This window comes from Dietzia sp. DQ12-76 (genome assembly GCF_014145045.1).
Classification (GTDB): Bacteria; Actinomycetota; Actinomycetes; order Mycobacteriales; family Mycobacteriaceae; genus Dietzia.
On the sequence record NZ_JAALDV010000475.1, the window covers coordinates 1 to 1,232 of the forward strand.

The following is a 1,232-nucleotide window of genomic DNA, read 5'->3' on the forward strand; positions in this document are numbered from 1 at the left end:
GCGCGCCGAAGCCGATGATCGACCGTTCGACCGTCGCCCCGGCCTCGATACGGGCGCCGTCGAAGACCACGGCGCCGTCCAGCCGGGCTCCGGCCCCGATCTCGGCGCCGCGACCGACCACGGTTCCCCCGATGAGGACCGCCCCGGCGCCGACCCCCGCACCCTCGTGGACGAGCGCCTCGCCGTGATGACTCTCGAGTGCAGGCGACGGCGCGATGCCGCGGACGAGGTCCGAGGACCCGCGGACGAAGTCCTCGGGCGTGCCCATGTCCCGCCAGTACGCCGAGTCGACGAAACCGTAGACCCGCTTGCCCTCGGCGAGCAGCTGCGGGAAGGTCTCGCGCTCCACCGAGACGGGGACGCCCTCGGGGATCTGCGCGATCAGTTCACGCCGGAAGACGTAGCAGCCGGCGTTGATCTGATCGGTCGGCGGGTCCTGCGTCTTCTCCAGGAACTCCAGGACCCGGCCGTCGTCATCGGTCGGCACACAACCGAACGCACGGGGATCGGAGACGCGGACAAGGTGCATCGTCAGGTCCGCGTTCCTGGCGTGGTGCAGGTCGAGGATCCGGGTGAGATCGGTACCGCCCAGCACGTCGCCGTTGAACACCATGATCGTCGATGCGGTGAGCTCGTCCAGAACGTTGCGGATGCCGCCGCCCGTCCCCAGCGGCTCGGTCTCCACCACGTACGTCAGTTCCAGGTCGAGGTCGGACCCGTCACCGAAATGCTCCTCGAACACCTCGGCTTTGAACGACGTACCCAACACCACCCGCCGGATGCCCGCCGCCCGGATCCTCGACAGCAGATGGGTGAGGAAGGGCACGCCGGCCGTGGGCAGCATGGGCTTGGGCGCCGAGATCGTCAGTGGGCGCAGGCGGGTCCCCTTCCCGCCCACCAGGACCACCGCCTCGGTGTCTGGGATCAGATCGCGCGGCGCGGCGCCGGAGGGGGTCGTCGAGGTCACAGTCCTGCTCCCGATGTCGTGGCCCCCGGGCCGCGCGCTGGCGCGGCCCGTCCGGGCCGGTGGATGGTCTCGTCGTCCGCGTCAGCGAAGGCCACGCCGGGCGGATCGGATCGCGAGTCGGCACCGTAGCGCGAGACCCACGCGGAGGGCCCAGCGTAACGGGGCCTGCCAGGCGTGCGGATGCCTGTCCGCCTGGAACAGGTACGCGCTGCGGTGATGCGCCCTGAGGGTGAACTCCGGCACGGTCCTGGCCGCGTGGCCCTGA

Annotated in this window: 1 protein-coding gene and 1 pseudogene; both read right to left on the minus strand. The window is 70.9% G+C overall.

From position 1 onward, the window contains the following. On the minus strand, positions 1 to 967 hold a 967-nt coding region (locus G6019_RS15085), incomplete at its 3' end, for an NDP-sugar synthase (protein WP_309230291.1). Between the two features lie 81 nt (positions 968 to 1,048). Then, a pseudogene (locus G6019_RS17125) lies at positions 1,049 to 1,232 on the minus strand (dTDP-Rha--alpha-D-GlcNAc-pyrophosphate polyprenol alpha-3-L-rhamnosyltransferase); the annotation flags it as partial.